Below are 25,906 nucleotides of genomic sequence, written 5' to 3'. Positions count from 1 at the left end.
CCCCCCCCCCCCCCCCCCCCCCCCCCCCCCCCCCCCCCCCCCCCCCCCCCCCCGGCCCTGGCCCGACCCTCCCGCCGGAGGGCCCGGTGACCGCATCCCGGTCACCGGGCCCGACGGCTCAGCCGGTCTCACCGGCGCGCAGCAGCAGCACCGCCACGTCGTCCGCCCGTTCCCGGGCGGCCGCGCTGTGCCGTACCAGCTCGTCGGCCAGGTGCTCCAGCGGCTGGTCGCCCACCTCCGCGAGCAGCGCGCCCAGCTCGACCAGGGAGTCCTCGATGTCCACGCCGGGCGACTCCACCAGGCCGTCCGTGTACAGGACCAGGACCGATCCGGGCGCAAGGGACACCTCGGTCGTCGGATACGTGGCCGACGCGTCGATCCCGAGCAGCGGGCCGCCGGCCAGGTCCAGCACCCGCACCCGTCCGTCCGGGCGTCTGACCAGGGGCGGGGGATGCCCGGCGCGGGCCATCACGGCCTTGCCGCGCGCCGGGTCGAGCCGCAGGTAGAGGCAGCTGGCGAACAGTTCGGCGCCTAGGTCGACGAGCAGCTGGTTGGTGCTGCGCATCACTTCCTGGGGCGGCTGGCCCACCGTGGTGTACGCCCGTACCCCGGTGCGGATCTGCCCCATCAGCGCCGCCGCCGTCACGTTGTGGCCCTGCACGTCCCCGATCACGGCGGCCGCCAGCGGCCGGGCGGGCACCAGGTCGTAGAAGTCGCCGCCGATCTCCATGCCCAGGGTGGCCGGGAGATAGCGGGCCGCCGCCTCGATGCCGGGCAGCCGGGCCAGCGAGTGCGGCAGCAGCGACTGCTGCAGCCCCTCCGCCAGCCGGTGCTTGGCGTCGTACAGCAGGGCGCGCTCCAGGGCCTGCGCGATCAGACCCCCCAGGCTGGTCAGGACCGCCCGCTCGTCGGCGGGAAAGACGTGCGGTTCGGCGTAGGCCAGCACACAGGTGCCGACCGGCCGCCCGGACGCGATGAGCGGCAGGTAGGCCCAGGCCGCGTACCCGTCCGGGGTCTCTTGCCGGTTCGGGTACAGCCGCTCCAGATGCTCCCGCGAGTCGAAGAACGCAGGCACCCCGCTGTTCAGGGCCTGGGTGCCCGGGGTGCGTTCGCTCAGCGGCAGCCCGGTGAACCGCTCCACGGTGTGCGGGTCCGGGTAGCCGCGGTGGCCCAGCACGTGCAGCCGCCCGGCCTCCGAGCCGAGGATCACCATCGCCTGGCTGCCGACCGCCGGGGCCACCTCGTCCCACACCAGCTGCACCACGTCCTGCACGCTGACCGCCTCGGTCAGTGCCCCGGCCAGGCTCAGCACCTGGGAGATGGTCACCAGGCGGGGGTGCCCCCGCTCCTGCCGCGGCGCGGTGTGCGCCATGTCCGCCACCGCCCGGGCCCGGCTGATCCGCACGCTCAGCCCGGTGGTGCTCGGATACATCCGGAACGACAGCCACTCGCCCGGCGGGCGCAGCGCCACGAACGACGTGGCCTGCTGGCTGATCAGCGCGGCCCGGTAGCGGTCCTCGTACATCGGGTCGTTCAGCCACGGCACCGACACCCAGGGCAGCGTGCCGAGCAGTTCGCCGGCGGGCCGGCCGAGCATCTCGGTGGCGGCCGCGTTGGCGAAGCAGATCCGGCCGTGCAGATCCAGCGACACCAGTCCGTAGGGCAGCCGGGACACCATCCGCGCGGCCTCCACCGAACCGAGCCTGCCCGCCACCCCGGAGACGGGCGTGGCCAGCAGGTCGCGCTCGGGCCCCGGCGGCCGGTTCTCCGCCGTGGCCCGCTCCAGCCGCAGGGCCAGCCGCTCGCAGGCCGCCGTCAGCTGCTCGCGCTCCCCGTCCGACAGCTCGTGCGCGTGCGCGCCGGGCCAGGTGAGGAACACGGCCCCGTACACGGTGTCCGCCGTCGCCACCGGCAGCGCGGCCAGGGCGAAGGGGTACGGCAGCACCACCGCGATGCGCGGATAGCGGCGGGCCATCTCCTCCTCGCCGCCCACCCACACCAGGCGCCGCCGGCGCACCGCGTCCGCGACCGGGATCGGCGCGCTCAGCCCGACCCGCTGCCAGGGCGCCGCGAAAGCCCGGGGCATGCCCGCCATCACCGCCATCTCCAGGACCGGCTCGTCGGGGTGGAGCAGGTACACCGCCCCGGAGTGCGCGTGCACCCCGTCGAGCATCGAGGCCAGCGCGAGCGACAGCAGCGGCTCGCCGGTCGGTGCGGTGGCGGCCGCCGGTGCCCGCGTCGGCCCTGGCCCGTCGGACACGCCGACCACCTCCTCCCACGGCCGCGCGTCGCCTCGCTTCCCGGGGTCAAGGCTGCCTCGCGGGGGAGCGCGGCGCACGGCGAGCGTCTTCGGTTGTTCCCGCCCCGCGGCGCTCACCTGCGGGGGAGCGCCGCTTCCCGGGGTGCGCACAGATACCCCGTCCGGCCGACCTCATGCCCCCAGAGCTGATGCGCGCAGTGGTGTACGGGCGCCCCGCGTGCGCCCCTGTGCACCTTGATGGCCGGATCTTCGCGTCGTGGAACGGTGACGGCCGCCGAGAACGGGGCACGCAATTCGGCGTCGTGCTCCCTCCGCCCGCGGGGACGGTCCCTGCGGGGACGGTTTCCCGGCGGGGACGTCCACGTCGGCGCACGGGCGCCGACCTTCCTCCGTCTCGGCCCCGCCCTCGCGCGCTGTGGGCAGCGGGAGGGCACCCTGACCGCCGCCTACGTCCACGAGCCGGGAGAGAAGCAGAAGGCCGGCCGAGCCGGTACCGTGACCGCCAGGTCGGCCGGGGCACACGACTCGGTCGCAAAAAGGAAGGGCGGGGGCGCCGGTGAAGGGCGAGGACCCTTGGATCAGGCCACTGCGCGGTGCCGCGGAGCCTCGCGTGCGAGTGCTCTTCTTTCCGCACGCCGGTGGCGCCGCGTCGTTCTACGCTCCGTTCGCACGCCGTTTCCCCGAGGGGCATCACGTCGCGGCCGTCCAGTACCCGGGGCGGCAGGAGCGCTTCGGTGAGCCGTTCGTGGCGACCGTCGAAGGACTCGCCGACCGGGTGGTGCCGTCCCTGCGGCGGTGGGCGGCGGAGCCTGTGCCGCTCGTGCTCGTCGGCCACAGCATGGGGGCGTCCGTCGCCTTCGAATCGGTACTCCGGCTCGCACGCGACGGGCTGACGGCACACTGCCACCTGGTCGTCTCCGGGCGGACCGCCCCCTCGGTGCCGCGCGAGACACCCGCCTGCGACACCGACCAGGAGATCCTGGACCACATCGCCGGTCTCGGCGGCACCGACGCGGCGGTCGTCCGCGATCCTGATCTGATGGACCTCTTCCTGCCCGTCCTGCGCAATGATTACCGGGCGGTCACCCGGTACCGGCCCGCCCCCGACGCCGTCGTGGACACCCCCGTCCTCTGCCTGACGGGGGATCGGGACCCTCGGGTCGCGCCGGACGAGGCCGCTGCGTGGAAGAGTCACACGAGCGCCGGTTTCCGGCTGGAAATCCTCCCTGGAGAGCACTTCTTCCTGACGGACCACCCGGACACCGTCGTGCGGCTCGTCACCGAGTGCGCCGGCCCGGACGGGCGTTGACCGAACGGTGACGGACGGCGCGTCCGCGGCGTACGGAACCCGGTCTGTACTGCCACTGTCCGGTTGAGGCACGTGGCGCGCGGACCGCAACCGCGCGCGCCGGGAACTCCTGTGGCGTGGCGCCGAGTTCCCTGTGCGCAGCGCCCGTCCCCGGGCCCCGGACCGAACGCCCGTCCCGGTCGCCGTCGCTCGAAATGGCCGAAACCATCGGGCGGGGCCCCGGCACGTGCCTCCGGATCTCCCCGCCGCAATGACGCAGGTGGCGACGGCCGCCGTCCGCGCGCCGGCAAGAGGGCCAATTCCGCTGCGCGACAGGGAGTTTGAGGATGGCGCGAAGGGATACACGCTCGTAGCGCTGGGTCGGTGCCGGACCGTCGCCCCCTTCCACTTCGGGGGGTTGCCATTCCGTCACCCGACGTGAAAACTGTGAGCGCATTCGACCCGGACGGATCGGGTCGAAGCGTATTTCATGCACACCAAGCACCAGATTAAGCACCAGATTCGTGGCACAGGGGAGTCTCGCGCGGCTCGCTGCGCGAGCAGAGTCACTGGGGGATGTGGAGATGTCTGCTGGGTGCCCGAGGCGCGCGTTGCCAGGCTGCGGACGCGCGGACCTGCCGGCCGTGCGGCGGATCTCCGGATCGCCCGGAACCACCGCCCTGCCGGACGGAACCCGCCCCCGGGCCTGCTGACCCCTACGGCACCGAGCCGCATGCCGCGACGGGACGTACGGGCGGACGTCCGAGCGGCCGGTCGGACCCCCTGACCGCGCGTCGGTCGTCTGGCGCGGAGCGAGAGCCGCCCCGTGGTGCCGGACCCGTAGACCGCGCCCGTCACGTCAGGGGCTACCCGCCCGGCGAACCCTCCCCACCGTGGACGGCCCACGCCGGGCCCGCGCGTCTCACCCAAGGAGAACCGGTGACAAGCACTCAACCGACAGCGGTCGAATCGCCCTTGAGCGCGTTACCCGACCGGTGGCGGTCCTTACGCGAGGCGGGCCCCGTGACCTACGACGAAGCCCAGGGCCAGTGGCGCGTCGTGGACCATCAAGGAGTCTCCGCCGTACTCGCCGACCCGGCGACCTACTCCTCCGACCTCACGCCGATCACCCCCACCCAGGAGGACTTCGAGACCTTCCGGCAGGGCAACTTCGTCGGCATGGACCCGCCGGAACACCGCAAACTGCGGACCCTGGTGAGCCAGGCCTTCACCCCGAGGGTGGTCCACGGGCTCGAACCGCGCATCGAGGAAGTCTGCGCGCGCCTCCTGGACGGTGTCGCCGACCGCGACCGGTTCGACCTGGTCGACACCCTCGCCTACCCGCTGCCCATCATCGTGATCGCCGAACTCCTCGGCATCCCCGCCGACGACCACAGACTCTTCCAGGAGTGGGCCGGCACCCTCTTCGGCGGCGACCAGCTCGGTGACAGCCTCGACATGGCCGACCTGGAGCGGGCGCTGGAGGCCATCGCCCCGACCGTGCGCGAGATGAACGGCTACGTGCTGGACCACATCCGGCGCCGCCGGGCCCGTCCCGGGGACGACCTCACCAGCCGGCTCCTGGCCGCCGAGGTGGACGGAACGCGCCTGGCCGACGAGGAGATCGTCGGATTCGTCGCCCTGCTGCTGGTGGCCGGGCACATCACGACCACCGCGCTGCTCGGCAACGCCGTGGTCACCTTCGACCGCCACCCCGGAACCCTCCCCGCGCTGCGCGAGGACCCCGGCCGGCTGCCGGACGCCGTCGAGGAGGTGCTGCGCTGGCTGCCGCCCTTCCCCGAGCTGGGCCGGCGCACCACCGGACCGGTGGTGCTCGGCGGCCACGAGATCCCGGCCGACACCCTGCTGATGGTGCACCTGGGTGCCGCCAACCGCGATCCCGCCCGCTTCACCCGTCCGGACGTCTTCGACGTGGCCCGCAGTCCGAATCCCCATCTGACCTTCGGCCACGGCATCCACTTCTGCTTCGGCGCGCCACTGGCCCGGCTGGAAGCACGGATCGCACTGCACATGATGATGGAACGTTTCCCCACCCTGGCGATCCCCTCCTACGACGACGTCACCTACCAGAATCCGGCCGTCCTCGTCGGCGTTCGCCACCTACCGATCGCCGTCACCAGGCCTTGACGTGTCGGCGCGCGCAGGCTCCGCACCGCTCACCCGCGGACCGGCCGCGTTCCCTCCCCGCACCCGCTCTCATCAGGAGTCCCCTGCTCATGCCGCACTCCAGCGCTGCCCCGGTCGCCGAGCGGCCACCGTCCCCGCTGCGCGACGAGGTGCAGAGCCGCCTCGACGCCCTCGCCCGCGCCCACCGTGTGCCCGGTGCCCAACTGACCGTCCACACCGGCACGCACACCCTGAGCGTGCACACCGGCACGGCCGACGCCGCGACGGGAGCACCCTTCACCGCGGACACGGCCGTACCCCTGGGCTCGGTCACCAAGATCGGCACGGCCGCCGCCGTGCTGCTCCTCGCCGACGACGGCGACCTCGACCTCGACGAGCCCGCCGCCGAACTCCTGCCGGAACTGCGGCCGTTACCCGAGGTGTCCGCTCGGCACCTGCTCAGTCACACCGCCGGCCTGCCCACCGGGCCCGACTCCGACAGCGCCGCCGGCACCACCGCCGCGCGCTACCTCTCCGCCGTCTGCACCGCGCAGAACGCCCTGTTCCCGCCGGGAACCGGCTTCTCCTACTCCAACGCCGGCTACGTCGCCGCCGGCCGGCTCGTGTCCGAAGTGACCGGCATGACCTGGCAGGAAGCACTGCGCGCGCTCCTCCTCGAACCCCTGGGCATCGTCCCCGCCTTCCTCGGCGACAGCGCGCCCGCGCGGCCGGTCGCCACCGGTCACGCCCTCAACACGGCCACCGGCCTGGTACGCCCGGCCCACCAGAACCTCGCCCCGGTGGAGGCCCCGGCCGGAGCCCTGCTGGCCGGCGCCGAGGACCTCGCGGCCCTGGGCAGGGCGGTCATCGGCCGGTCCACCGTCCTGCCCGCGTCCGCCGCCGCCCGGATGCGCCGCCCCGAACCGGCCGCCCACCCGGGTGCCCTGGCGGACTCCTGGGGGCTGGGCCTCGCGCTCTTCGAGCAGGACGGCCGCCTGTGGTGCGGCCACGACGGGAACGCCCAGGGCACCTCCTGCCACCTGCGGGCCGAGCCGGACAGCGGCGTCGTCGTCGCCTTCACCGGCAACGCCGGCGCCGCCACCGCCCTGTGGCGGGACCTCGCCGCCGACCTCACCCGGCTCACCGGCATCCGCGTGCCGGTCGCGCCGGCCCCCGCCCGCCGCGGTCCTGCCGTACCGCTGCCGGGGTGCGCCGGCACCTACCGCAACGGGAGCACGGAGTACGCGGTCAAACTCGACGGGGACGGCACGCCGACGCTGTCCGTGGACGGCGACTGCCCCATCCCGCTGGTGTGCTACCCGGACCTGTCCTGCGACCTGGTCGATCCGGCCACGGGCCGGCACGAGCCGGGCGGCCGCTTCCATCGCGACCCCGCCACCGGGACCATCGACCGCCTGCAGATATCCGGACGCACGGCGCGCCGCACCGGCACCGTCTGACCGAGCCCCGCGTCACGCACCCGCCCGTACGCAGGGACCCCGCACCGGTCCGGTGTGCCCGCGACCGCCGCACCCGCCCCGTACGCAAGGACCCCGCACCGCTCCGGTGTGCCCGCGGGCTGCCCGCGACCGCCGCGCCGGGTCCGCGCGCCGCCCCACGCCCGAAGGACTTCACCCCGATGACGGACCTGCACGCCCAGCAACCCGCCGCGCCCGTCCGCCCACCGGCCGGCAGCGCCCCGCCGCCGGCCCGCGCGGAGCACGCCACCCGGCACGTCCCGCTCGGTGAGCTGTTCACCCGGTGGGTGACGCGCGACCCGCACGCTCCCGCGGTGACCGACGGCCGGCGCACCTGGACGTACGGGGAACTCGCGCGGCGGGCCGCCCGTCTCGCCGCCCATCTCGTGGCGAGCGGCGCCGGGCCGGAGCGGACGGTGGCGCTGGTTCTGCCGCGCTCGATGGAACTGGTCGCCGCCGAACTGGCCGTGGCCCTGGCCGGCGCCGCCTTCCTCCCGGTGGACCCCGGCTATCCGGCCGAACGGCGGGCGCTGATGCTCGCCGACGCCGCACCGGCCGTCGTGCTGGACGACCCCGGCCGGGTCCGCGCGCTGACGGACGCCGGGGACCAGGAGCCGTATCCGTCCGGGAGCCCGGTCCTCCCCGACCACGCGGCCTACGTGATCTACACCTCCGGCTCCACCGGCACCCCCAAGGGCGTGACCGTCACCCATCGCGGCATCGGCGGCTTCGCCGCGGCCGCCGCCGAGCGGTACGCCGCCGGCCCGGGCGACCGCGTGCTGCAGTTCTCCTCGCCCAGCTTCGACGCCTCCGTACTGGAGCTGTGCGTCTCCGTGCTGTCCGGCGCCCTGCTGGTCGTACCGCCGGACGGGCCCTGGCTGGGCGACGAACTGGCCGCCGTCCTGAACGAGCACCGCATCACCCACGCCCTCATCCCGCCCGCCGCGCTCGCCACCCTGCCCGACCCCGCGGACACCGGGGGCGCGCCGTACCTGCGCACCCTGATCGTCGGGGCGGAGGCCTGCCCGGCCGTGCTCGTCGACCGGTGGGCGCCCGGCCGGCGCATGATCAACTCGTACGGGCCGACCGAGGCCACCGTCGTCGCCACCTGGACCGGACCGCTGACCGCCGGCACCGGGACACCGGCCATCGGCAGCCCGCTGCCCGGCACCGAGGCCCACGTCCTGGACCCGGCGATGCGCCCGGTGCCGCCCGGGACCGAGGGCGAGCTGTACGTGGGCGGCGACGGGCTGGCCCGCGGCTACCTCGGCCGCCCCGGCCTGACCGCGACCCGGTTCGTCGCCCACCCCTCCGGGCCGCCCGGCGCCCGCCTCTACCGCACCGGCGACCGGGTGCGCCGCCGGGCGGACGGCGAGCTGGAGTTCCTCGGCCGGGCCGACCGGCAGGTGAAAATACGCGGCTTCCGCATCGAGCCCGGCGAGATCGAGACCGCGCTGACCCGCGACCCCGGTGTCCGCGAGGCAGTCGTCGTGGTCCGCGACGAGGAGCCCGCCCGCGGCCGGCTCGTCGGCTACGTCACGCCCGCCGACCCGGCCCGCAGACCGGAGCCCGCCCGGCTGCGCGCCGCCCTCGCCGCCGTCCTGCCCGCCCACATGGTGCCCTCCGCCGTGGTCGTCCTGGACGCGATACCGCTCACCCCGCAGCACAAGACCGACCTGCGGGCCCTGCCCGCCCCCGGCGGCGCGCCGACCGAGCGGCACGTCGAGCCGCGTACCGACGGGGAGCGGACCCTGGCCGGGATCTGGGCCGACGTCCTCGGCGTCGGCACCGTCGGCGTCACCGACGACTTCTTCGACCTCGGCGGCGACTCGATCCTCGCCGCCCGCACCCTCACCAGGATCCGGGAAGCCTTCGGCGTCCGGCTCTCCCTGCGCGACGTGTTCACCGCACGGACCGTCGCCGCGCTCGCCCCGCTGACCACCGAGCCGTCCGCCGCCGCAGCGCCGGACCCGATCCCCTCCGCCCCGCGCGAAGAGCCCGTCCCGCTCTCCAGCGCCCAGCGGCGCCTGTGGTTCCTCGACGACCTCGCCGGCGGCGGAGCCGAGTACAACACCGGCGTGGCGCTGCGGCTGCGCGGTCCGCTCGACACGCCGGCCCTGCGACGCGCCCTGGACCGGCTCGCCGCCCGCCACGACTCCCTGCGCACCACCTTCGCCACCGTCGACGGCCAGGGCGTCCAGTCGGTCGCCGCTGAGGCGGTGCTGCCGCTGCGCACCGCCGATGCCGGGCAGCTGCCCGAGGACCGGCGGGACGAGGCCGTGGAGCGTCTGCTGACCGAGGAACTGCGCCGCCCCCACGACCTGGCGAGCGGCCCCCTGACCCGGGCGCTGCTCGTCCGCCGCGCGTCCGAGGACCACGTCCTGCTGCTCACCCAGCACCACATCGTCACCGACGGCTGGTCGGTCGGCGTCCTGACCCGGGACCTCGCGGCGCTCTACCGCGCCGAGGCCTGCGGCGAACCGGACGGCCTTCCCCGGCCGGGCCTGCAGTACCCGGACTTCGCGCTGTGGGAGCACACGCGGCGCACCGGCGACACGGACGCCGACGACCTCGGCTACTGGAAGCGCCACCTGGCCGGCATGCCACAACTGGAACTGCCCACCGACCGCCCCCGGCCGGCGGTGCGCACCACCGAGGGCGCGGCCCACCGCCACGACGTCCCCGAGCACCTGGTGGACCGGCTGCGCCGGCTGGCCCAGGGCCGCGGCACCACCGTCTTCACCCTGTTCGCCGGGGCGGCGGCCGTGTTGTTCTCCCGCTACTCCGGGCAACGGGACGTGGCGTTCGGGACCGTCACCACCGGACGGGACCGCCGCGAACTGGAGGACGTGACGGGCTTCTTCGCCAACACCGTGGTGCTGCGGGGCGAGGTCGACGACGCTCTCACCGTCGACCGGTTCGTGGAGTCCATGCGCGCGACCGTCCTGGACGCCTTCGCGCACGACGGCGTGCCCTTCGACCGGGTGGTCGAGGAACTGGCCCCGCCGAGAGACCCCAGCCGCACACCGCTGGTGCAGGTGCTGGTGGTGCAGCAGACGGCGCCCGACCACCCGCCGGTGGCGGCCGGGGTGCGGATCGAGGAGCACCCGCTGCCCCGCCCGGCCGCCCGCTTCGACCTCGTGCTGGAGTTCGCGCCGCGCGCCGACGGCGGCTGCGAGCTGACCGTCGAGTACAACACCGGCCTGTACGACGCGGCGACCGCGGCCCGCATGAGCCGGCAGCTGCACCGCCTGCTGGAGGGCATGGCGGACGGCCCGCACCGGACACTGGCCGAACTGCCGCTGCTGTCGGACGACGAGCGGCGCACGCTCCTCGACTCCTGGAACCCGCCCGCGCCGGCCGGCGACCACGCCGACGGCCCCACGCTTCCCGCGCTGTTCGAGGCCCAGGTGCGCCGCACCCCCGACCGGACCGCCGTCACCTGCGACGGGACCCGTCTTGACTACGCCGCGCTGAACCGGCGCGCCAACCGGCTCGCCCGGCTGCTGACGGCGCGCGGCGCGGGCCCGGAGTCCCTGGTGGCGCTGTGCCTGCCGCGCTCCGCCGACCTGCTGCCGATGCTGTGGGCCGTCCTGAAGACGGGCGCCGGGTACCTGCCCGTCGATCCCGGCTACCCCGCCGAGCGGATCCGCTACATGCTCGCCGACGCGGCCCCCACCCTCGTCGTCGCCACCCGCGAGACCGCCCACGCGCTCCCCGACGACTGCGAGCCGCTGCTCCTGGAGGACGCCGAGCCGTCCGGCGACGGTGAGGCGGACCTGACCGACGCCGACCGGATCCGGCCGCTGCACCCGTCCCACCCCGCCTACGTCATCTACACCTCCGGCTCCACCGGCCGCCCCAAGGGCGTGGTCGTCACCCACCGCAGCGTGGCCGCGCTGGCCGCCTGGACCGAGGAGACGTTCGGCGCACACGGGCTGGCGCACGTCGTCGCGTCCACCTCCCTCAACTTCGACGTGTCCGTCTTCGAGCTGCTGTGCCCCCTGCTGGCCGGCGGCGGCGTCGAGGTGGTCGCCGACCTCCCCTCCCTCGCCGACGCTCCCGGACCGCACAAGGTGGGACTCCTCAGCGGCGTCCCGTCCGTGCTCTCCCGCATGCTCGGCTCCGGCGGCGCCGTCGAGGCCGACACCGTCGTCCTGGCCGGCGAGGCCCTGCCCGCCCGGACGGTGCGGGACATCACGGACGCCATGCCCGCGGCCGAGGTGGCGAACCTCTACGGCCCGACCGAGGCCACCGTGTACGCCACCGCCTGGTTCGCCCACGGCACCGTCCCCGACCAGGCCCCACCCATCGGCCGCCCCGTGGCGCGCACCCGCGCCTATGTGCTGGACCGCCTCCTGCGCCCCCAACCCCCGGGAGTCACCGGCGAGTTGTACCTGGGCGGCGGCGGATTGGCCCGCGGCTACCTGCGGCGCCCGGGGCTGACCGCGGCGCGCTTCGTCGCCGACCCGTTCGGCGCCCCCGGCGACCGCATGTACCGCACCGGCGACCTGGTGCGCTGGAGCGCCGACGGCAGGCTCGAGTACCTCGGCCGCATCGACCAGCAGGTCAAGGTGCGCGGCTTCCGCATCGAACTGGGCGAGGTGGAGGAGGCACTGCGCCACTGCACCGGTGTCGTCGAGGCCGCCGCGTCCGTCCGCGACGGCGACGGCCACCGCCGCCTGGCCGGGTACGTCGTCGCCGCCCCGGGCGCCCACGTGGACCCGGAGGCGGTGCGCCGCGAACTCGGGCGCACCCTGCCCGACTACATGGTCCCCGCGGCCGTCGTGGTGCTGCCCGCCCTGCCACTCAACGCCAACGGCAAACTGGACCGCGGCCGGCTCCCCGAGCACGCGGCCGCCGAAACGGCCGTACGCCACGTCACCCCCCGCACCCCCACCGAACGGACCCTTGCCGCCATCTGGGCCGACGTCCTGCACGTGGAGCGGGTGGGAGCGGACGACAACTTCTTCGCGCTGGGCGGCGACTCCATCCTCAGCATCCAGGTCGTCGCCCAGGCCCGGCAGGCGGGCCTGACGATCACCTCGCGTGACGTGTACCGGCACCAGACGGTGGCGGCGCTGGCCCGCCGCGCCGACGAGGCGGGAAGCCGGCGGCCCGCCGCCGCGCCCGCACCCGTCGAGGTGACGGGCTCCGCCCCGCTCACACCCATCCAGCGCTGGCTCTTCGACAGCGCCGCCGAGCGGGCCGGGCACTTCGGCCAGACCCTCTCCGTGGAACTGCGCGCCGACGCCGACGCGAGGGCACTCGAAGCCGCCCTCGGCGATGTCGTCACCCACCACGACGCCCTGCGCTCCCGCTTCCCCTCCGACGGGACGGGCGTACGGTGGCTGATCGACGGCCCGGCCGCCCACTTCCGCCTCGCCCACCACACCGGCCCGGACACCGACACCCCGCACCTCGGCCCCCACCATCTGCTCGACGGACCGATGCTGCGTGCCGTGCTGCACGACCGGGGCCCCGGACGACCGCCGGTCCTGCATCTGGCCGTCCACCACCTGGTCGTCGACGGAGTCTCCTGGCGCCTGCTGCTGGAGGACCTGGACCTGGCCTACCGCGCCCGCCGCGCCGGCGGGGACGGAGCGGCCGCGCTGCCCCGGAAGTCGTCCCCGCTGCGGCAGTGGGCCGAACGCCTCGCCGCGCACGCCGCCGCCGGCGGCTTCGACGACGAGAAGGAGTACTGGACGCGGGCGACCGACGGCGCCCGGGCCGCCCTGCCGTCGGACCGGACGGGCGCCAACACCTACGCCTCCCAGCGCTCGGTGACGGTGCGCCTCGACCCGCACGACACCGAAGCGCTCCTGCGCACCCTGCCCGAGACCTACCGCACCCGGGCCAACGACGTCCTGCTCGCCGCCCTCGGCCGGGTGCTGTGCGGCTGGACCGGGCAGGACCGGGTGCTGGTGGACGTCGAAGGCCACGGCCGCGAGGAGCTGTTCGCCGACGTCGACACCAGCCGCACCGTCGGCTGGTTCACCACCCGCCACCCCGTCGCCCTCGCCGTCCCGCCCGAAGCGGACTGGGACGCCGTGCTCAAGCAGGTCAAGGAACAACTGCGCGCGGTGCCCCACCACGGCCTCGGCCACGGCCTCCTGACCCGGCCAGGCCGCGACACCGCACCGCTGCCGGCGACCCCCGCGCAGATCAGCTTCAACTACCTGGGCCGCTTCGGGCTCTCCGGGGCCTCCGGGACCTCCGGGACCTCCGAGGGGCTGTACGGCGGCCTGTTCCGCCCGCTGGAGCTGGACGCCGACCCCTCGGCGTCCCGCCCGCACGCCCTGGAGGTCGTGGGCCGCCTGGACGAGGACGGCCTGGAGTTCACCTGGTTCTACTCGGACGAGCTGCACCGGCCGGACACCGTCGAGGACCTCGCCGGGCGGTACGCCGAAGCGCTGGCCGGTCTCGCCCGCCACGCGTCCCGGCCCGGCGCCGCCGGACGCACCCCCTCGGACTTCCCGCTCGCCCGGCTCGACCAGGCGCACGTCGACCGCATCGCGGGCGAGAACCCCGCGGAGGTGGAGGACGTCCACCCCCTCACGCCCACCCAGGCCGGCATGCTCTTCCACCGGCTCTCGCAGGACGACCGCGGCGTGTACTTCCAGCAACTGACGTTCGTCCTCGACGGCGTGGCGGACCCCGCCGTGCTGGCGGACGCCTGGCAGCGGGTCACGGACCGCACGCCGGTGCTGCGCGCCCGCGTGGTGTGGCAGGACGTGCCCGAGCCGCTCCTGGTGGTGCAGCGCCGGGCAGCGGTGCCGGTGGAGCGGCTCGACTGGCGCGGCCTGCCCGACGCCGAGCGCGACGAGCGGCTGCGCGCACTCCTCGACCAGGACCGCGCCCGCGGTGTCGACCTGACGTGCGCGCCGCTCCAGCGCCTGGTGCTGGCCCGCGTCTCCGACCGCGAGGTCCGCGTCGTGTGGTCCTTCGACCACCTGATCCTGGACGGCTGGAGCCTGTTCCAGGTCCTCTCCGACGTCTTCGCCTGCCACGCCGGCCTGACGGGCACGGCGCACGCAGCGCTGCCCGACCGCCGCCCCTTCCGCGACTACGTCGCCTGGCTGCGGGACCGCGCCGACCGGGCCGAGGCGGAACGGCACTGGCAGAGCCGCCTGGACGGCCTGGACGAGACCACCGCGCTGCCCTTCGACCGCGAGCCCCGCGAGAGCCACCGCGCGGAGTCCACGCGGGCGGTGCGCGTCACGGTGCCCGAGACCACCACCCGGGCCCTGCGGAGCCTGGCCAGGACGGCGGGCCTGACCATGAACACCCTCGTGCAGGGCGCCTGGGCCGTGCTGCTCGGCCGCCAGGCGGCGACCGACGAGGTGGTCTTCGGCACCACCGTCTCCGGACGGCCGCCCGAGCTGCCCGGGGCCGACGCCATGACCGGCCTGTTCATCGCGACCCTGCCCACCCGCGTGACCGTCCCGCGGGACGAGCCGCTGCTCACCTGGCTGGCCCGGCTCCAGCAGGAGCAGAGCGAGGACCGCCGCCACGACCACGTGCCGCTGCACCACATGAAGACGTTCACCCGGCTGCCCGAGCGCGCCGCCCTGTTCGACAGCATCGTGGTGTTCGAGAACTACCCGGTCGACGACGCGCTCGCCGCCGCGCACGGGCTGCGGCTCACCGGCCTGGACGGCATCGAGACCACCAACTACCCGCTCAGCCTCGTCGCCTACCCCGGCCCGGAACTCGCCCTGCGCCTCGGCTACGACCCGGACCTCTTCGACGCCGCCACCGTCGAGCGGATGGCCGAGTACCTCACCGTCCTGCTGGACGGCCTCGCCACCGCGCCGGGAAGCACCCCCGCCCGCCTGCCCCTGCTGACGGCCGCCCGACGCGAGCAGGTGCTCCACACGTGGAACGACACCGCCACCGGTACCCCCGCGGCGACCACCGCGGACCTGTTCGCCGCGCAGGTGCGGCGCACCCCCGACGCCGTCGCGCTGCAGGCCGGCGACGAGCGGCTCACCTACCGCGAACTCGACGACCGGTCCGCCGCACTGGCCGCCCGGCTGGCCGCGCGCGGGGTCCGCCCGGAGGTCCCCGTCGGCGTCCTGATGGACCGCTCGGCCGGTCTCGTCGTCACCCAGGTCGCCCTCGCCCGCCTCGGCGGCGTGTACGTCCCCCTCGACGGCAGGGCACCCCGCGAGCGGCTGCGCACGATGCTCGCGGAAGCCGGCGCCGACCTGCTGCTCACGGACGAGGCCTGGGAGGAGACGGCCACCGCACTCCTCCCGAAGGAGCACGTGCTGCGGCCGGACGACGACAGCGCTCCGCCCGCGGAACCGGCGGCCGCGCCCCGCGTCCACCCGGACCACGTCCAGTACCTGATGTTCACGTCCGGCTCCACCGGCACCCCCAAGGGCGTGGCGGTACGGCAGCGGGACGTCACCGCGCTCGCCCTCGACCGCGCCTTCGCCGGCCACGACCGGGTCCTCGTGCACTCTCCGCACGCCTTCGACGCCTCCACCTACGAGCTGTGGGTGCCGCTGCTGCGCGGCGGCACCGCCGTGCTCGCCCCGCCCGGGGACCTGGAGGCCGCCGCCGTACGCCACGCCATCACCGAACAGGAGGTGAGCTGCCTGTTCCTGACGGTCGGCCTGTTCCGCCTGCTCGCCCAGGAGGACCCCGCCTGCCTGTCCGGCGCGCGCGAGGTGTGGACCGGCGGCGAGGCCGTGCCCGGCTCGGCCGTACGACGCGTCCTGGACGCCTGCCCGGGCCTCACCGTCGTCGACGTGTACGGCCCGACCGAGACCACCACCTTCGCCACCCGGAAGGTCTTCCGCGCCGGTGACGCGCTGCCCGCGACGCTGCCCATCGGCCGCCCCCTGGACGACACCCGCGGGTACGTCCTGGACGGCGCGCTGCAGCCTCAACCGCCCGGCATACCTGGCGAGTTGTACCTTGCGGGCGCCGGCCTCGCCCGCGGCTACACCGGGCGGCCCGGCGCGACGGCGGCCCGCTACCTGGCCGACCCGTTCGGTCCGCCCGGCGGCCGGATGTACCGCACCGGCGACATCGTGCGCTGGAGCGCCGACGGCGAACTGCACTTCGTGGGACGCGCCGACGACCAGATCAAGATCCGCGGCTTCCGGGTGGAACCCGCCGAGATCGAGGCCCGGCTCACCGCGCACCCGGCGATCGCCGAGGCCGTGGTGTCGGTGTCGCGGCACGCGGGCCGCAAACGCCTGCTCGCCCACCTGGTACCCGCCCCCGGCGCGGCGGTGCCCGCGGCGGCGGAGCTGCGCGACCGCCTCTCCGGCGACCTGCCCGACTACATGGTCCCGGCCGCGTTCGTCACCGTGGCCGAGCTGCCCCTGACCGCGAACGGCAAGGTCGACCGGCGGCGGCTGCCCGCACCCGACCTGGCAGCGGCGGTCGACACCGCCTACCGCGCGCCGCGCACCGAGGCCGAGCGCGTGCTGGCCGGCATCTGGACCGAACTCCTGGGCGTGGAACGGGTCGGCGCCGATGACAACTTCTTCATGCTGGGCGGCGACTCGATCGTCAGCATCCAGGTCGTCTCCCGGGCCCGCAGCGCGGGGCTGGCGCTGACCCCGAGGGACCTGTTCCGGCACCCCACGCTCGCCGCGCTGGCCACCGCCGCGACCGGCGCGGCCGCGACCGTCGCGGGCACCGGTCCGGTGACCGGAGAGGCCGGGCTCACCCCGATCCAGCGCTGGTTCCTCGACGCCGAGCCGCCGCGCCCCGAGTACTTCAACCAGTCCGTGCTCGTCGAGACGGCCGGGGCCGTGGACGCCGGCGCGCTGGCCGCGGCCCTGGCCGCGCTGTGGGCCCACCACGACGCCCTGCGCGCCCGCTTCACCCGCGCCGCGGACGGGACCTGGCACCAGGAGATCGCCGCTCCGGACACCGAGGCCCCCCGCCTGCTGGACGTCCACGATCTCGGCGCCCTCGACGCCGGGGCCGCCGCGGCGGCCGAGGACCACCTCTCCCGGGAGGCGCACACCGGCTTCCGGCTGGACACCGGCCCGCTGCTCGCCGCCCGGCTGTTCACCCGCGCGGACCGGCCCGCGCGCCTCCTGCTGGCCGCCCACCACCTGATCGTCGACGGCGTCTCCTGGCGCGTCCTGCTGGAGGACCTGGAGACCGCCTACGGCCAGGCCCGGGCCGGTGAGCCGATCCGGCTGCCGCAGCGCACGACGTCCGCGCGGGAATGGGCGCGGCGGCTCACCCGGCGCGCCCGCGAGGGGGACTTCGCGGCCCAGCGCGCCCACTGGGAGGCCGTGTCGCGGCACTGCGCCGAACCGCTGCCGGTGGACCTCGACGGCGGCAACACCGCCGGCGACCTGCGCGCCGTGACCGTACGCCTGGACCGCCGGCGGACCGAGGACCTGCTGCGCCGGGTCCCCGGCGTCTACCGCACCCGCATCGACGACGTCCTGCTGACCGCCCTCGGCCGCGTGTTGGCCGACTGGACCGGCCGCGGCACCGTCGCCGTGGGACTGGAGGGGCACGGACGCGAGGACCAGCTCTTCGACGACCTCGACCTGTCCCGCACGGTCGGCTGGTTCACCAGCCTCTTCCCGGTCGCCCTCGAACTGCCCGAGGGGGACTGGGGGACCGCGCTGAAGTCCGTCAAGGAGCAGCTGCGGGCCGTCCCCGACCGGGGCGTCGGCTACGGCGCCCTCCGCCACCTCGCGGGCGACGAGGCGCTCGCCGCCGCACCGCTGCCCGGCATCAGCTTCAACTACCTGGGCCGGTTCGACTGGTCGGCCGAGGCCGGCGCGCTGGTCGGGTCCGTCCCCGGCGGCCTGGGCGGCGCCGAGGACCCCGGGGCGCCGCGACCGCACCTGCTGGACGTGGTGGCCCGGGTGGAGGGCGACGAGCTGGAGATCACCTGGCACTACAGCGGCGGACGCCACCGCGAGGAGACGGTCGCCGCCCTCGCCACGGGCATGCTGCGGTCACTGGAGGAGATCGTCGCGCACTGCGCCGCCCCGGACGCCGGCGGCCGCACACCCTCGGACTTCCCGCTGGCCCGGCTGGACCAGGCCGCCGTCGACCGGATCGCGGGCGACGGACGCACCGTGGAGGACGTGTACCCGCTCACGCCGATGCAGGCGGGCATGCTGTTCCACAGCCTGCTGGACTCCCGCGCCCGCACCTACGTGAACCAGGTGCAGGTGGTGCTGCACGGCGTCACCGACCCGCCCGCGCTCGCCGAGGCGTGGCAGCACACGGCGGACGCCAACCCGATTCTGCGCACCCGCCTGGTGTGGCAGGAGACCGCCGAACCCCTCCAGGTGGTGGAGCGGCGGGCCGTCCTGCCCGTCACCCACCACGACTGGACCGGTCGGTCCGCCGAGGACTGCGCGCGGGACATGGAGTCGCTGCTCGACGCGGACCGGCGGGCCGGGATCGACCTGGGCGCGGCCCCGCTCACGCGGCTCGCGCTGATCCGCCTGGCCCCGGACCGGGTGCGCATGGTGTGGACGTTCCACCACGTCCTGCTCGACGGCTGGAGCGCGGCACAGGTGTTCGACGAGGTGTGCGAGCGGTACGCGGCGCTGACCGCCGGACGCCGCCCGCGGGTGCCCGGCCGGGCGCCCTTCGCCGACTACCTGCGGTGGCTGGTCGCCCGGGACACCGGCCGCGCGGAGCGTTACTGGCGCGGGACGCTGGCCGGCTTCGCCGCGCCCACCGCCCTGCCGCGCGACCGGCGCCCCGCCGACGCCCACCGCACGTCGTCCTCGGGCACGGTCCGGGTGGCCCTCGGACAGGAGGTGTCGGCACGGCTGAAGGAGACCGCGCAGCAGGCCGGGCTGACCGTCAACACGATGCTCCAGGGCGCCTGGGGCCTGCTGCTGCACCACTTCGGCGGCGGCGACGACGTCGTCTTCGGCACGACCGTGTCCGGCCGCCCGGCCGAACTGCCCGGCGTGACCTCCATGGTGGGCCTGTTCATCAACACCGTGCCCACCCGGCTGCGGATCGACGGCCGCCGCCCCCTGCTGGAGTGGCTGCGCGAGGTGCAGGCCGCCCAGTCCGAGGCCCGCGGCCACGACTTCGTCTCCCTGGCCCAGGTCCAGGGCTGGAGCGAGGTCCCCGGCGGCACCAACCTGTTCGACAGCATCGTCGTCTTCGAGAACTACCCCTTCGACGCGGGCGCCCTGGCCCGGCACGGGCTCGCCGTCGAGCAGGAACGCGACCTGGAGCCGACCAACTACCCGCTCAGCGTGGTCGTCGCCCCCGGCGACGACGTGACGGTGTCACTCGACTACGACCCGGCGGCCTTCGACGCCGCCACCGTCGAAGGGCTCGGCGCGGCCCTGCGCACCCTGCTGACCTCGATGGCCGACGGAGCCGGCCACCGCCTGGCCGAGCTGCCGGTGCTCGCACCGGACGACGGGCGCCACCTGCTGGACCGGCTCGCGGGACCGGTGGCGAAGCTGCCGCACCGCACACTGCCGGACGCCTTCGCGGCCCAGGCCGCCCGCACCCCCGACGCCCTGGCCGTGACCGCCGGCGGCCAGAACCTGACGTACCAACAGCTGAACGAGCGCGCCGACCGGTTGGCCCGTCTCCTCATCGAGGCGGGGGCCGGACCGGAGCGGTTCGTCGCACTGGCCCTGCCCCGCACCGCCGACCTGATCGTGGCCCTCCTCGCGGTCCTCAAGAGCGGCGCCGCCTACCTGCCGGTCGACCCCGGCCACCCGGCGGACCGCATCGCGTTCCTCTTCGAGGACGTCCGGCCCGACGCGGTGGTCACCTGCGCGGAGACCTCCGCACGGCTGCCGGAGGGCCCGTACACGCGGATCATGCTGGACGACACGGCCTGCGCCGCACGTCTCGCCGCCGCGTCCGCCGCCCCCGTGGGCGACGGCGAGCGGCGGGGCACGCTGCTGCCGGACCACCCCGCCTACGTCATCCACACCTCCGGCTCCACCGGCCGCCCCAAGGGCGTCGTCGTCTCCCACGCCTCGGTGGTGGCGCTGACCGACTGGGCCGCCGCCGAGTTCACCGGCCGCGGACTCGCCCACGTCGTGGCCTCCACCTCGCTCAACTTCGACGTGTCCGTGTTCGAGATCCTCTCGCCGCTGCTGGCCGGCGGCCACGTCGAGCTGGTCCGCGACGTGCTGGCCCTCGCCGATCGGCCCGGGCCATGGCGGGCCGGACTCCTCAGCGCCGTACCCTCCGCCCTGGGCCGCATGCTGGCGGAGGACACCGTACGTGTCACGGCCGACACCGTCGTCCTGGCCGGCGAGGCGCTGCCCGCCCGCGCCGTGCGCCAGGTGCACGCGGCGATACCCGGCTGCCGGGTCATGAACATCTACGGCCCCACCGAAGCCACCGTCTACGCCACCGCCTTCACCTGCGACCCGGCCGACCCCGACCGGGACCCGCCCATCGGCCGGCCCGTCGGCGGCGCCCGCGCCTACGTCCTCGACGCCCGCCTGCGCCCCGTGCCCGTGGGGGCGCCCGGCGAGCTGTACCTCGCCGGCACCGGCGTGGCCCGCGGCTACCTGAACCGGCCCGGCCTGACCGCGTCCCGCTTCCTCGCCGACCCCTTCGGCCCGCCCGGCGGCCGCATGTACCGCACCGGGGACCTGGTCCGCTGGACGGCCGACGGCGACCTGCTGTACCTCGGCCGTACCGACGACCAGGTCAAGGTGCGCGGCTTCCGCATCGAACTCGGCGAGGTGGAGGCCGCGCTGGCCGGGCACCCCCAGGTGGCCGCGGCCGCCGCCCGGGTCGTGGAGCACGACGGCCACAAGCGCCTCGTGGGCTACGCCGTGCCCCGCGGCGGCGACACCCCCGCACCGGCCGACCTGCGGGCCTTCCTCGCCCGGACGCTGCCCGACCACCTGGTCCCGGCCGTCGTGGTGCCGCTGGAGCGGCTGCCGCTGGGCGCCACCGGCAAGCTGGACCGGCGGGCCCTGCCCGAACCGGTCTGGTCCGCCCCCGCAGCGGAGGGCAGCCGTCCGCCGCGCACCGCCGGCGAGCGGGCGCTCGCCGCGATCTGGTCCGAGGTGCTGGGCGTGGCAGACGTGGGCGCGACCGACAACTACTTCGCGCTCGGCGGCGACTCCATCCTCGGTATCCAGATCGTCTCCGCCGCCCGCCGGGCCGGTCTCGCGCTGACGCCCCGGCACCTCTTCCAGCACCAGACGGTCGCCGAACTGGCCGCGGCGGTCGAGGAGGTCCCGGCCGCGACGGCCGACGCCGAACAGGGCCCGGTCGCCGGGGACGTCCCCCTCACCCCCGTCCAGCACTGGCTGTTCGACACCCTCGGCGGCGACCCGGCCCGCCTCACCCAGGCGGTCTCCTACGAGCTGGCACCCGACTTCGACGTGGCGCTGCTGCGCGCCGCCCTCGCGGCGGTGCTGGAGCACCACGACGCGCTGCGCATGAGGTACGAACAGGACGCTGACGGACGGTGGCGCCAGTACGGCACGCCGCCGGGCGCCGCGCCGCACCTCGACGTGCACGACACGCCGCGCGAGCCGGCCGCCGTGGCCGCCGACCTGTGCGCCGCGTTCGACCTGGCGAAGGGGCCGCTCCTCAAGGCCGCCCTGTGCCGCCCCGACGGCCACCGCCCGCCCGTCCTCGTGCTGGCCGCCCACCACCTGGTCGTCGACGCGGTGTCCTGGCGCGTCCTCCTGGAGGACCTCGACGCCGCCCACCGGGCCCTGCGCGCCGGTACCACGCCCGACCTGGGGGCCAAGACGACGTCCTTCCGCACCTGGGCCCGGCGCCTGGCCGCGTACACCGCGGACGGCGGCTTCGACGACGAGCTCGCGCACTGGAGCGGCCTGCGCCCCACCGCCCTGCCCACCGACCTCGACGGCGGCAACTCGGGCGCCGACGAGGAGACCGTGACGGTGAGCCTCGGCGAGGAGGACACCCGCCGGCTGCTGCAGGAGGTGCCGGACGCCTACCGCACCCGCGTCAACGACGTCCTGCTGTGCGCCGTCGGCCGCGTCCTGGCCCGCTGGACCGGGCAGGACCGGGTGGTGCTCGCGCTGGAGGGCCACGGCCGCGAGGACCTCTTCGACGACGTCGACCTCGCCCGCACCGTCGGCTGGTTCACCACCATGTTCCCCGTGGGCCTCGACGTGCCCCGCGACGCCGACCTCGCCACCGCGCTGAAGACGGTCAAGGAGAACCTCCGCGCCGTACCCCGCGGGGGAGTGGGCCACGGCGCGCTGCGGCACCTCCACCCCACGGCGGGACGCGACCTGCCCGGCCTGCCACAGGTGGGCTTCAACTACCTCGGGCAGCAGGACCGGACGGCGCCCGCCGATGGCCTGCTGCGGGCCCCCCACGGCGGACTGACCGGCGGCATGGACCGCTCGGCGGACCGCCCGCACCTCATCGACGTCCTCGGCCGAGTCGCCGGCGGGCGGCTGGAGTTCACCTGGTCGTACTCCCGGCGGGCGCACCGGCACGACACCGTCGCACGCCTCGCCCGGGAGACCGCCGAGGAACTGCGGGAGATCGTCCGGCACTGCGCCGAACCGGGCGCCGGCGGCCGCACCCCGTCGGACTTCCCGCTGGCCGCCCTGGACCAGCGGGCCGTGGACCGGCTGGCCGGCGACGGGCGCGACGTCACGGACGTCTATCCCCTCACCCCCACCCAGACCGGCATGGTCGTGCACGGCATGGACGAGCCCGGCGAGGGCCTCTACGTCGAGCAGATCACCTTCGTCGCGGACGGCGTGCGCGACCCCCGGCTGCTCGCGGCCGCCTGGCAGCACGTCGTGGCCCGCACGCCCGTGCTGCGCACCGCCGTCGCCCTGGGCGAGGTCCCGGTCCCGCTGCAGACCGTGCACCGCCACGTCACCCTGCCCCTCACCGAACTCGACTGGAGCGGCCTTGACCCGGCGCGGCGGCGGACCGCGCTCGAGCGGCTGCTCGACGAGGACCGCGCCCGCGGCATCGCCCTGGACCGCCCCCCGCTGCTGCGCGTCACCCTCATCCGCCTCGGCCCCGACGAGGTGCGCGTGGTGTGGACCTTCCACCACGTCCTGCTGGACGGATGGAGCGTCTTCCACGTCCTGTCGGACGTGATGGCCGCACACGCCGCGCTCGCCGCCGGAAGCGAGCCGGAACTGCCGCGGCGGCGGCCCTTCGCCGACTACGCCGGCTGGCTGGCCGGCCGGGACGCGGCCGCCGCCGAGGAGCACTGGAAGGCCGCCCTCGCCGGGTACGCCGCGCCCACCGCGCTGCCGTACGACCGCAGGCCCGCCCCGGGCGCCGCCGCCCGGTCGGGAACCTGGCTGTCCCGGCGGCTCGGCGCCGACGGCACCGCCCGGCTGACGGACTTCGCCCGCCGCCACCGGCTCACCCTCAACACGCTGGTGCAGGGCGCCTGGGCGCTGCTGCTCGCCCGCGCCGGCGGCGAGCGTGAGGTGTGCTTCGGCACCACCGTCTCCGGCCGGCCCGCCGACCTGCCGGGCGCGGACACGATCACCGGCCTGTTCATCACCACCCTGCCCGCGCGGATCACCGTGGACGAGTCCACGCCGTGCGCGACGTGGCTGCGGGAGCTCCAGGACGCCCGAGCGGAGGACCGGCGCTTCGACCACGTGCCGCTGACGGACCTCCACCAGTGGAGCGAACTGCCGCCCGGCACCTCCCTGTTCGACAGCCTGCTGGTCTTCGAGAACTATCCCGTGGGCGACGCCACCGCCGGCGCGCACGGCGTGCGGATCCGGGACCTCGACGCCCGCGAGGCGACCAACTACCCGCTCACCGTGGTGATCTCGCCCGGCGACGAGCTCAGCGTGGAACTCGGCTACGACCCCCGGTACTTCGACGAGGCGACGGCCGAGGCCCTGGCCGCCCGGCTGACGCACACCCTGACCGCGCTCGCCGCGTCCGGCGACCAGGCGCCCCTGCGCACCGTCGACGTGCTGCCGCCCGCGGAACGCCACCGGCTGCTGCACGGCCCCGCACGCCCGCAACTGCCCCCGGTGCCCCCGGCGACGCTGCCCGCGCTGCTCGAGGCCGCGGCCGACCGACGGCCCGACGGGACGGCCCTCGACACGGGGGAGTCCACGCTGACCTTCGGCGAGGCGGAGGCCCACGCCAACCGGCTGGCGCACCACCTCATCGCGCGCGGCGCCGGGCCCGGCGACCTCGTCGCGCTGGTCCTGCCGCGCTCGGCGGACATGGCCCTCGCCCAGCTCGCCGTCGCCAAGACGGGCGCCGCCTTCCTCCCGGTGGACCCCGGCTACCCGGCCGAGCGGGTCGCGCTGATGCTGCGCGACGCGGACCCCGCCGTCACCCTCACCGCCGAGGAGGTCGCCGGCCTGCTCGCCGCGCCGCCCGACGGCACGCCCGCCCACCGGCCCACCGACGCCGACCGGGTCCGCCCGCTCCACCTCGACGACCCCGCGTACGTCATCTACACCTCCGGCTCCACCGGCACCCCCAAGGGCGTCGTCGTCACCCACCGCGGGCTGGCCGGCTTCGCCGCGGCCGAAGCCGCGCACTACCGAGTCGACGCGGGCGACCGCGTCCTGGCCTTCGCCACGCCCAGCTTCGACGCCTCCGTGCTGGAGCTGTGCATGGCGTGGCCGAGCGGCGCGGCCCTCGTCGTGCCGCCGCCCGGCCCGCTGCTCGGCGCCGAACTGGCCGGCTTCCTGCGCACCGCGCGCATCACGCACACCCTCCTGCCGCCCGCCGCGCTCGCCACCCTGCCGCCGGACACCCCCGGCACCCTGCCGGACCTGCGCACCCTGATCGTCGGCGCGGACGCCTGCCGGGCCGAACTGGTCGCCCGGTGGGCACCGCACCACCGCATGGTCAACTCCTACGGCCCCACCGAGGCGACCGTCGTCGCCACCTGGTCCGACCCGCTGGAGCCGGACGGCGGCGCGCCGCCCATCGGCCGCGCGCTGCCCGCCACCGGCGCCTACGTCCTCGACGCGCGCCTGCGCCCCGCCCCCGACGGCGTGCCCGGCGAACTGTGGCTCGCCGGTCCGGCCCTGGCCCGCGGCTACCTGGGCCGCCCCGGCCTGACGGCCACCCGCTTCACCGCCGACCCGTTCGGACCGCCCGGCACCCGCATGTACCGCACCGGCGACCTCGTCCGGCGCGACGCCCGCGGCGAACTGCACTACCTCGGGCGCACCGACCACCAGCTCAAGCTGCGCGGCCACCGCATCGAGGCCGGCGAGGTGGAGGCGACCCTGGTGCGCCACCCGGCGGTGCTGGACGCCGTGGTGAGCGTGCGGGAGGACGAGCCGGGGCTGCCGCGCCTGGTGGCCCACCTGCTCCTCGCGCCCGGCGCCGAGCCGCCCTCCGCCGCCCGGCTGCGGGCCTTCGCCGCCCGCACCCTGCCCGGCCCCATGGTGCCCTCGGCGTTCGTGACGCTGGACCGCTTCCCGCTCACGGAGAACGGCAAGACCGACCGGGCCGCGCTCCCCGCGCCCGGCCCGCAGGCCGAGGAGCCGGCCGCCGGGCACGTGCCGCCCCGCACCCCCACCGAGGAGGCCGTGGCCGCCCTGTGGGAGGAGGCCCTGGAGACCACCGTGGGCGCCGAGGACGACTTCTTCGACCTGGGCGGCGACTCCCTGCGCGCGCTGCGGATCGCCTCCCGCGCCAACGACCTCTTCGGCGTGACCCTCACGCCCCGCGACGTCCTGGTCAACCGCACCGTCGCCGCCCTGGCGGACCTGGTGGAGGAACAGGTGCTGAGCGAACTCGAAGACGCCGCACGCGGCGACAGCGACCACGACGAACGGTGAGGACCGGACG

General features: G+C 75.7%; 5 protein-coding genes. 4 read left to right on the top strand and 1 reads right to left on the bottom strand.

What is annotated here, in order from left to right:
• Positions 1-118: 118 nt before the first annotated feature.
• Entirely contained in the window at positions 119-2,269 is a 2,151-nt protein-coding gene (locus V7E45_RS11060) for a SpoIIE family protein phosphatase (protein WP_443056011.1), read from the bottom strand.
• Between the two features lie 601 nt (positions 2,270-2,870).
• Here V7E45_RS11060 and V7E45_RS11055 point away from each other — a divergent pair.
• From V7E45_RS11055 to V7E45_RS11040, 4 genes are all read left to right on the top strand, one after another.
• Complete coding sequence (locus V7E45_RS11055; RefSeq protein WP_333773926.1) at positions 2,871-3,569, top strand: thioesterase II family protein; 699 nt, start codon at positions 2,871-2,873, stop codon at positions 3,567-3,569.
• A 1,002-nt stretch (positions 3,570-4,571) separates the two neighbouring features.
• On the top strand, positions 4,572-5,696 hold the full coding sequence (locus V7E45_RS11050) for a cytochrome P450 (RefSeq protein WP_333773925.1): 1,125 nt from the start codon (positions 4,572-4,574) through the stop codon (positions 5,694-5,696).
• 89 nt (positions 5,697-5,785) lie between these two features.
• The gene (locus V7E45_RS11045; RefSeq protein ID WP_333773924.1) at positions 5,786-7,135 is read left to right on the top strand and encodes a serine hydrolase domain-containing protein; all 1,350 of its coding nucleotides are present in this window, start codon (positions 5,786-5,788) and stop codon (positions 7,133-7,135) included.
• Between the two features lie 179 nt (positions 7,136-7,314).
• Entirely contained in the window at positions 7,315-25,896 is an 18,582-nt protein-coding gene (locus V7E45_RS11040) for a non-ribosomal peptide synthetase (RefSeq protein WP_333773923.1), read from the top strand.
• The last annotated feature ends 10 nt before the right edge of the window (positions 25,897-25,906 follow it).

The sequence above is a fragment of the Streptomyces sp. IBSBF 3136 genome, from assembly GCF_036815105.1.
Taxonomy (GTDB): Bacteria; Actinomycetota; Actinomycetes; order Streptomycetales; family Streptomycetaceae; genus Streptomyces.
The sequence above is the reverse complement of the archived record's forward strand: the minus strand, read 5'-3'. Positions and strand labels throughout refer to the sequence as shown.

What these genes read in the sequence shown, in the direction of transcription:
- V7E45_RS11045 (WP_333773924.1), top strand. Translation starts at nt 5,786, where the DNA reads ATGCCGCACTCCAGCGCTGCCCCGGTCGCCGAGCGGCCACCGTCCCCG.
- V7E45_RS11040 (WP_333773923.1), top strand. Translation starts at nt 7,315, where the DNA reads ATGACGGACCTGCACGCCCAGCAACCCGCCGCGCCCGTCCGCCCACCG.